Origin of the sequence: Companilactobacillus jidongensis (assembly GCF_003946575.1) — a bacterium.
Taxonomy (GTDB): domain Bacteria; phylum Bacillota; class Bacilli; order Lactobacillales; family Lactobacillaceae; genus Companilactobacillus; species Companilactobacillus jidongensis.
The window spans coordinates 1-8725 of record NZ_RHOP01000003.1 but is presented as its reverse complement, the minus strand read 5'-3'; the positions used below and the strand labels follow the sequence as shown (position 1 = coordinate 8725).

Genomic DNA, 8725 nt, shown 5'->3' with positions numbered 1-8725 from the left:
AGTGATGTTCTTTTTGTTTTAAAAGAGTACAAAAAAACTGGTATTGATTATTCATCAATACCAGAAAGTATAGAACCTTTTTAAAAAGTAGGGGTTCCTTTTTTATTTATTCAATTTAGTTGTTTGACGGATTAAATGAAGTATGCTAAGTTTATAACATTCAATCAATCAATTGAATGTTATAAAAGATTTTAATATATAAATTAAAGAGGAAATAAAAATGAAAAAGTATGATTATATTGTTATTGGTAGCGGACCCTCAGCGTATAAAATGGTTCCAAAATTACAAGACGGAACTAAAAAGACGTTAATTATTGAAAATGAAAAGTTTGGCGGAATCTGTCCAAACTTTGGTTGTGAGCCAAAAATATTTTTGGAAGGAACAGTTACATCCGTATTGATCTCACAAAAATTGAAGGGTTTAGGAATTAAAAATCCAGCAACTATTGATTGGAAACAGTTGATTCAACGGAAAAAGGAGGTATTTAATTCTTTCCCCAACGATTCAGCCACTTCATTTCAAGAATTGGGTGCAGATACTTTACAGGGGACAGCAAGCTTTGTCGATGCCCATACAGTAATGGTTAATGATCAAAAATATCAATCTGATAAAATTATTATTGCAACCGGACAACGTCCAAACAAACTTCCCATCGTTGGAAACGAGTATGCCTTGAATAGTAATGACGTTTTTGACCTTGAAGAATTGCCTGAGCATGTTGTTTTTATTGGTGGTGGATTTGTAAGTATGGAATTGGCAACCATTTTGAGAGCTGCTGGCTCAAAAGTCGATGTAATTGAATTTGCTGATAGACCACTAAAAGCATTCAGCAAAGAACACGTCGATATTGTGATGAATGAAATGCAATCAATGGGAATACAATTTTATTTAAATAATTCAGTTAGTGAAATAAAAAAAATGTCTAATGGATACAAAGTTATTTCTCAGCAAGGGTTAGAATTAGATGCAGATGTTGTTGTAGATGCGAGTGGAAGAATTCCTAATATTGAAAAATTGAACTTGGATGCCATTGGTATAGAATACGATCGACAGGGAATCATTGTAGATGAAAATTTAGAAACATCAGTAGAGGGTGTCTATGCTCTTGGTGATGTAATAAAAAAGAATGTTCCTAAATTGACACCTACGGCTCATTTTGAAGGAGAGTATCTTGGAAATTATTTGATTGGAAAAACTGATAAAAAAATAGTATATCCTGTTATTGCTAACGCTGCATTCACATTTCCTCAAGTAGCACAGGCTGGTGTTTCTTTAGAAGCCGCTCTTAAAGATAATTCATATAGCGTAAAAGATTATGATTTGGCATCGATGGAACATGTATACTCTGGAACGAATGATATGAGCGCACGACTATCGCTTATTTATAATAGTGAAAATAAGTTGGTTGGTGTATCCGAAGTCAGTCAAACGGCCGCCGATGATGTAAATAATTTTGTGGATATTATTGGCTTAGGACTCACAAAAAATGATATTAGAAATAAATTTATTCCGGCATTTCCAGCACTTAAATATAAAATTAGAAATCTGATTGATTAGTTAATGACAAGTAAAATGAATGAAGATATTTTGGAACTAAAAGATTCTTCAAAGTTAGTACTTGCGATTCTAACTACGGATTTTTGTACTGCTGGAGAAATCTGTGCAACACAAATGATTTTATTTCATCAACTAGAGGTCAAATTATCTAAAGAGATTAATTTTGTCAAAATCAATGTGGATACGAATCCATTCATAGAGGCTGCTTGGCATATTTCAAGATTACCTACAATGGTGTTAATGAATAATAAAAAGATTGTTTATAAATTTGAAGGTCAAAATTTGGATGTTGATACAATCGTTTCTAAATTAAATAAGTTTATACAAAAGACTATGATATAGTTTTCCAAAAATAAATCCACCAATGAAATTATCAAATTTTTTTGGTGGATTTTTTATTATTATTTTTATCTAGTTTTAAAAACTAGATTGAATAGTATTCCATATTATGATAAATTGTATTAGTAATCATAAAGAGGTGCTTTTTAATGGATGAATTGCAAGAATGGTTAGATAATTTAGAGGAATTCAAGTTACCACGCTGGTCTGATCTACCAGAATTGGATTTGTATCGAGATCAGTTGTTGACGTTGATAGATAAGTACTTAGGTCCCATTTGGTTAGATGATGGGCCGATCGTTACTACATCAATGGTCAACAATTATGTGAAGAACGGACTTCTACCACATCCGATTAAAAAGAGATATACCAGAGAACATTTGGCATATTTAATTGCTATTACTTTTTTGAAGCAAGTTGTTTCGATCAGTGAGATCGAAGAAGGTATTGAACTCATGACTAAGCTCAATGGCGGCATTGACAATGCTTTTGATTTCTTCTGTGCCAAGCAAGAGAATGCTTTGAAATTGATCAATCATCGGACGGAAGATCAAAAATTGTCTGAAGGCAATAATTCTTCAGCGTATTTGATGGTTGAGATGGTAACAATGTCATTTGCATCCAAGTGGGTGACAAAGAAGATATTGATGCTAAGTGATAGCGACGGCTCGAAAGAAAAGAGTAAAGAGAAATGACAGAACGTATTGCTATATTGGTTGATTCCTGCTGTGATATCCCTGAGGAGTACCTAGAGAAGTCAGGAATCTATGAATTACCAATGCAAATTATTTATAAAGACAAAACATATTTAGACAGAAAAGATATTACTGCAGTTGAGGTTTATGATGGATTAGACAAAGAAATTCCTAAGACATCCCTACCTTCAGGTGAAAGCATCAATCAGACTTTGGATGAAATTGCTGCTGACGGCTATGATCATATAGTAGCGATCTCAGTTTCATCCGGTTTGAGCGGTACTTATAATTTTTTAAAAGTATTACTAGAAGACGACGATAGATTTACTTTCACCGCATTTGATACGAAGCAAGTTGCTGTAGCTGCCGGACTTATTGCAGTTGGAGCAAAGGACTTGGTTGATGCAGGTAAAAGTTACTCAGAAGTTATTGCTGGCGTTGCTAAAATGATTGAGAACACGGTGGTTTACTTCTGTATTCCAACACTTGAGTATTTGCGTGCTGGTGGTCGTATTGGATTGGTTACCTCAGTTGTCGGTAGCATGTTAAAATTGGCACCGATAATTACATGTAACCGCGAAGGTATTTATACTACTGCTGCCAAAGCACGTGGTATGAAAAAAGGCCAGAGATTAATGCTTGACCTGGCTAAGGATTTCATCGGTGATCATAAGGATTATCTATTGGCAGTTGGCCACGGTGCTGATGAAGAAATGGGTCAGCGTATGGTCAAATTGCTTGATGAGAATGGCATTCATGGTACCAAACAATTCTTCGGACAAGTCGGACCAGCACTTGGAGTCCACACTGGACCCGGATTAGTGGGTGTCGGTATAGTCAAACTTTAAAATATTTTCAGAAAAATTAAACGAAACTTGAAAAAGTTTCGTTTTTTTGTTGACTTCGGATTTAAAAGAAAGTAATATAGTTCGCATACGAACGAATAGGAGGAAGCAATCATGATTGATCCAAGAAAAACGATCATGTTTCAAATCAGAGGTGTCTCTCTGAAAATAGACCGTTATGTTAAGTCACAATACCCGTTATTTGATCATGACGCTGGCCATATATCCAAGTTACAAGGTATGTCCGCTGGGTATATCGCCATGAACGATGGTGAAGAAATATTTCAAAGAGATCTTGAACATGCAATGTCGATCAGTAAATCAACAGCCAGCGGGTTAGTGAAGCGTATGGTCAAGAATGGAATCATCGAAACCTCTCCCTCCAGTCGGGATGCACGCTACAAACGTCTGATGCTGACGCAACAGGCTAGAGAAAAGATGCAACAGGTCAGTGCAGCTGCGACAGAAGCAGAAAACTCACTGAGAGCAGATATTTCTGATGAAGATATGAATAAATTTTTTGAAGTTTTAAATAAAATTTCTAACAATGCTGAATAGCATTTTATTTTTAAACATATAGTTCGCATGCGAACCCATATAAGAGAAGGAGTTGCCAATGTTTAAGTTACTAAAAAGAATGAATAAAAAAGAATATGGCATGATGGCGATCAGTACATTTTTCATCGTCATTCAAGTTTGGTTAGAATTGAGTATCCCGGGCTACATGTCAACTATCACGCAGAGAATTGAGACCAAAGGTACAACCGTCAGCCAAATATTACAACCTGGTGCGATGATGATTCTTTGTTCAATTGCCAGTGTGTTAGCGGCCGTTGTGACAGGTTACTTCGTTGCTAAAATCGCTGGTGGTTTTTCCGCCCGTGTTAGAAAAGATGTCTTCAATCAAGTTATGGATTATTCGACTCAAGACATTAAGAATTTTTCTGTTTCAAGTTTGTTGACACGTTCAACTAATGATATTACTCAGATCCAACAATTCGTTGCCATGGGTCTACAAGTCATCATCAAGGCACCGATCACTGCCGTTTGGGCGATCACTAAGATTGCTGGAAAAGGGTGGGAATGGACAACTGCCACAGCTGTCGCCGTTGTTCTATTATGCTTGATGCTAACGTTGATCTTGACGAAGGTTCAACCAAAATTCAAGATGGTTCAGAGTTTGACAGATAGATTGAATCTGGTTACACAAGAGAACTTGTCAGGTATTCGTGTAGTTCATGCTTACAATGCTGAAGATTACCAAAACAAAAAATTCAACAAAGCTAATGATGATTTAACAGGAACTAACTTGTTTGCTTATCGTTTCTTAGCTTTGATGAATCCAGGAATGACTTTCATTTCTAGTGCCTTAACACTAGCCGTCTATGGAATTGGTGCAATTCTAATCAACCAAGCAGTCGGCATGCAGAGATTAACCTTGTTCAGTGACATGATCGTCTTCTCATCATATGCTATGCAAGTTATTTTAGGATTCTTGTTGCTCTCGATGATTTTTATTTTGTTACCACGTGTAACAGTATCTGCTGGAAGAATCAATGAAGTATTGTCGATCAATCCTTCAATTAAATTCGATCAAAAAACAGTAACTGCTCCTGAAACTGAAGGTGAACTAGAATTCAAGAACGTTACTTTCAAATATCCTGGTGCTGAGAAACCAGCTGTTGAGAATCTTTCGTTCAAAGCAAAACAGGGTCAAACATTCGCAGTTATCGGATCAACTGGTAGTGGTAAGAGTTCAGCCCTGAAGCTGATTCCGAGATTATACGATACTACTAGTGGACAAGTCCTAGTAGATAATGTTGATGTCAGAGATTACGCACAAGATGATCTGAATAATCGCATCGGATACATTCCGCAGAAAGCTGTTCTATTCAGTGGCGATATCAAGAGCAATATCGACTTCGGACAAAGTACTAATAAGTCAGGTCAATTGTCTGATAACGAAGCCTTCGATGCTTTGGATACTGCGCAATCGAAGGACTTCGTGGAAGAGAAAGAGCAACAATTAGCTTCAATCGTTGCTCAACACGGTGATAATTTCTCCGGTGGACAAAAACAACGATTGGCAATTGCTCGTGCTATTGCCAGAAAACCAGAAATATTATTATTCGATGATTCATTCTCAGCTTTGGATTATGAAACTGACAAAAAATTACGTGATACATTGAAACAAAAAGCTGCGACAACCACCAAAGTTATTGTGGCACAACGTATCAGCACAATTATTGATGCTGATGAGATTATTGTTCTAGATAAAGGCCAAGTTGTTGGTCAAGGTACACACGAAGACTTACTTAAGAATAATGAAGTTTATCAACAAATTGCTTATTCACAATTATCAAAGGAGGAACTTGCCTAATGCGCAGAGCTAATACTAGAGACGTCAGTATCAAAGACGGCGTTGTTGAATACGGACGGTCATATATTGGACCAGTTCTGATCGCGGTAATATTTGCCGTTTTGGGTAGTGTTGCCTCAATCGTTGGTCCAAGTCAGTTGAGTAAGATTACTGACTTGATCACAAATGGATTAGTCAAAGGAATTGATGTCGCTCAAGTTATGAAAATTGTCATTATCCTGGGAATAATCTACGCTGTCGGGGCTGCTATGTCCTATGGACAGGGATTCATCATGGCAACCGTGACACAGAAGTTTACTCAGAAATTAAGAACTAAAATTACTACTAAAATCAATAAACTACCACTCAACTACTTCGATATCCACAACGAAGGTGATACATTGAGTCGTGTTACCAATGACTTGGATACCATGGGTCAGTCATTAAATCAAAGTTTAGGAACATTGATCTCTTCTGTTACTTTGTTTGTCGGCGTTGTCATAATGATGCTCATAACAAATATTCCCATGAGTATTACGGCTATTGTTTCAGTTCTAGCCGGTTTCATTGGAACCTTGATCCTCATGTCTAAGTCACAAAGATTCTTCAACGCGCAACAGAGTCGTCTGGCTGATATTTCCAGTTACACTGAGGAAATCTACTCAGGTCATGATGTTGTTAAAACTTATAATTATACTGACAAAGCCAAGACTGACTTTGATCAAATGAACAATCATCTTTACGACGCTGTTTGGAAGTCACAATTCATGTCTGGTATCATGCAGCCATTGATGGGCTTCATTGGTAACTTCGGTTACGTAATGGTCTGCATCGTTGGTGGTGTGATGGCGATCAACGGTAACATGAGTATGGGTACCATCGTTGCCTTTATGATCTATGTACGTTTGTTCTCACAACCACTATCACAAATTGCTCAAGCATTCTCCAGTTTGCAGACAGCTTCAGCCGCAATGAAACGTGTCTTCGGATTCTTGAAGGAACCTGAAGAAGTTGATGACACAGATAAGTCAGATAAATTGGCCAAAACTACTGGGGATGTTGAATTCGATAACGTTGAATTCGGATATTTACCTGGTCAAAAAATTCTCAAGAACTTCACGATGCACGCTAAACCCGGTCAAAAGATTGCTATTGTCGGTCCAACTGGATCTGGTAAAACAACGACAGTCAACTTGCTGATGAGATTCTACGATCTTAATAGTGGAACTATCAAAATTGACGGTGTCGATATTACTGATATGAAACGTTCAGAAGTTCGTAATCAATTCGATATGGTCTTGCAGGATGCTTGGTTGTTTGATGATACGGTTAAAAACAACTTAGTTTACAATCAACCTAATGTAACTGAAGAACAGATTAGAAAAGCTTGTGAGGCGGTAGGAATTGATCACTTCATTGATACATTACCAAACGGTTTCGATACAGTTCTCGATGATTCAGTCAGCTTGTCAGTTGGCCAGAAACAATTGTTGACCATTGCTAGAGCATTGATCAGAAATGCACCAATGTTGATACTTGATGAAGCAACTAGTTCAGTTGATACTAGAACTGAAGAGCAGATTCAAAAAGCAATGGACTTATTGACAAAAGGCAGAACCTCATTCGTTATTGCCCATAGATTATCGACAATTAAGAATGCTGATGTGATCTTGGTTGTCAAAGATGGTGAAATCATCGAACGTGGTGATCATAATGAACTGATGAAAGAAAATGGCTTCTACGCTAATATGTATAACAGTCAATTTCAAGAATAGAATATGTGAAAAGGAACGGCAATTAATTTTGCCGTTCCTTTTTTTGAGGTTCTCCGATACAGAAATATTCATCTGCCGTGGGACCGGCTCGAGCCAAGGTCTCGAGCCTCGACTTGAAGCTTTGCTTCGCAAATCTCCAAGCTCGTCTTGCTTTCACGGCTGATAAATATTTCTGTACCTCCGAATGAATTTGCTTATCCGTATTTTTATCTTTAAAAAAATTGAGAATTACTTTTTTTCAAGTTCAATAGATGATTGTTCTTTGGAAATAAAAAAGTACCATACAATCTAAAAATTGTATGGTACTTCATTGATTAAATCATATTATTAACATCAACATCGCTAGCTTTAACAAATTCGTTTGTAGCAACACGGTAATACTTGTCGCCATTGATATATGTAATACTATCAGTCTTCCAACTACTATTGTTAAGTAGTGATCTGCTCTTAATAGCTACACCTTTGGCAGTATAAACAGTTGTGTATGCATCAGCGTGAGTCGTTACGACCATGTTTACTGGTGAGTAGACATAGACATCGTCAGCACTGACAAATTTATTTGTAGCAACACGATAGTACTTAGTGTTGTTGATGACATAAGTTTCACGATCAGTCATCCAACTGCTGCTTGGAGCAAGAGTCTCATTGCTGATAACGATGTTTTCAGCTTTGTAAAGAGCCTTTTCAGAATCGTCATAAGTTCTGATATGTAAGTTGAGTGCTTGATATGGATAAGCTTGGCTGACCTTTGCCCATTCATTTGTAGCAACACGGTAATAACTTACACCATCGACAGTGATAGTAGCATCGCTGTACCAGTTAGAAGCAGTCTTTAGAGCACGATTGGAAATTTGTGACATCTTGTTGTCTGAACCAAGTTGATAAATCTCAACGTCAGGTTTGTCAGAGTATGTCGCAATTGTTTGAACCTTGTGTTCAATCACACCTTCGTCAGGATTTGTGACTACTGAGCCACCACCAGATGATGGCTTTTTTGTTAAGGTAAGTGGTGTATCGCTATTGATGATGGTTCCATCAGGGTTAGTGTAAGTAACAGAGTAGTTACCGTCTGCATCTTTAGAAACAATAGCTTTGACAGTAGCGTCCTTATAACCAGGAGCAGAGACAGTGACATCAGTAGGAGTACCAATTAC

At 37.2% G+C, this 8725-nt stretch carries 8 protein-coding genes; 7 read left to right on the top strand and 1 reads right to left on the bottom strand.

Features of this window, described 5'->3' with window-relative positions; genetic code table 11:
- Nucleotides 1-220: 220 nt before the first annotated feature.
- The 7 genes from EKM68_RS02505 (at nt 221) to EKM68_RS02475 (ending at nt 7571) form a co-directional block, all read left to right on the top strand.
- Entirely contained in the window at nt 221-1558 is a 1338-nt protein-coding gene (locus tag EKM68_RS02505) for a dihydrolipoyl dehydrogenase family protein (protein WP_125588086.1), read from the top strand.
- 15 nt (nt 1559-1573) lie between these two features.
- Nucleotides 1574-1900, top strand: a complete 327-nt coding sequence (locus EKM68_RS02500; RefSeq protein ID WP_164509334.1) for a thioredoxin family protein — start codon at nt 1574-1576, stop codon at nt 1898-1900.
- Between the two features lie 146 nt (nt 1901-2046).
- Nucleotides 2047-2592, top strand: coding sequence for a DUF1836 domain-containing protein (locus EKM68_RS02495; RefSeq protein WP_125588084.1), 546 nt, complete (start codon nt 2047-2049; stop codon nt 2590-2592).
- Nucleotides 2589-3440 (top strand): DegV family protein, encoded by an 852-nt coding sequence (locus EKM68_RS02490; RefSeq protein ID WP_125588083.1) that lies wholly within the window; start codon nt 2589-2591, stop codon nt 3438-3440. The genes EKM68_RS02495 and EKM68_RS02490 overlap by 4 nt, the downstream gene beginning before the upstream one ends.
- A gap of 135 nt (nt 3441-3575) precedes the next feature.
- Complete coding sequence (locus EKM68_RS02485) at nt 3576-3995, top strand: MarR family winged helix-turn-helix transcriptional regulator (RefSeq protein ID WP_164509333.1); 420 nt, start codon at nt 3576-3578, stop codon at nt 3993-3995.
- A 58-nt stretch (nt 3996-4053) separates the two neighbouring features.
- A complete protein-coding gene (locus EKM68_RS02480; RefSeq protein ID WP_125588081.1) occupies nt 4054-5817 on the top strand; it encodes an ABC transporter ATP-binding protein in 1764 nt (587 codons plus the stop codon).
- Nucleotides 5817-7571 (top strand): ABC transporter ATP-binding protein, encoded by a 1755-nt coding sequence (locus EKM68_RS02475; protein ID WP_125588080.1) that lies wholly within the window; start codon nt 5817-5819, stop codon nt 7569-7571. The genes EKM68_RS02480 and EKM68_RS02475 overlap by 1 nt, the downstream gene beginning before the upstream one ends.
- Before the next feature lie 314 nt (nt 7572-7885).
- On the opposite strand, the gene EKM68_RS02470 is transcribed toward EKM68_RS02475, so the two are convergent.
- On the bottom strand, nt 7886-8725 hold an 840-nt coding region (locus tag EKM68_RS02470), incomplete at its 5' end, for an SLAP domain-containing protein (protein WP_191987366.1).

What these genes read in the sequence shown, in the direction of transcription:
- EKM68_RS02505 (WP_125588086.1), top strand. Translation starts at nt 221, where the DNA reads ATGAAAAAGTATGATTATATTGTTATTGGTAGCGGACCCTCAGCGTAT.
- EKM68_RS02500 (WP_164509334.1), top strand. Translation starts at nt 1,574, where the DNA reads ATGAATGAAGATATTTTGGAACTAAAAGATTCTTCAAAGTTAGTACTT.
- EKM68_RS02495 (WP_125588084.1), top strand. Translation starts at nt 2,047, where the DNA reads ATGGATGAATTGCAAGAATGGTTAGATAATTTAGAGGAATTCAAGTTA.
- EKM68_RS02490 (WP_125588083.1), top strand. Translation starts at nt 2,589, where the DNA reads ATGACAGAACGTATTGCTATATTGGTTGATTCCTGCTGTGATATCCCT.
- EKM68_RS02485 (WP_164509333.1), top strand. Translation starts at nt 3,576, where the DNA reads ATGTTTCAAATCAGAGGTGTCTCTCTGAAAATAGACCGTTATGTTAAG.
- EKM68_RS02480 (WP_125588081.1), top strand. Translation starts at nt 4,054, where the DNA reads ATGTTTAAGTTACTAAAAAGAATGAATAAAAAAGAATATGGCATGATG.
- EKM68_RS02475 (WP_125588080.1), top strand. Translation starts at nt 5,817, where the DNA reads ATGCGCAGAGCTAATACTAGAGACGTCAGTATCAAAGACGGCGTTGTT.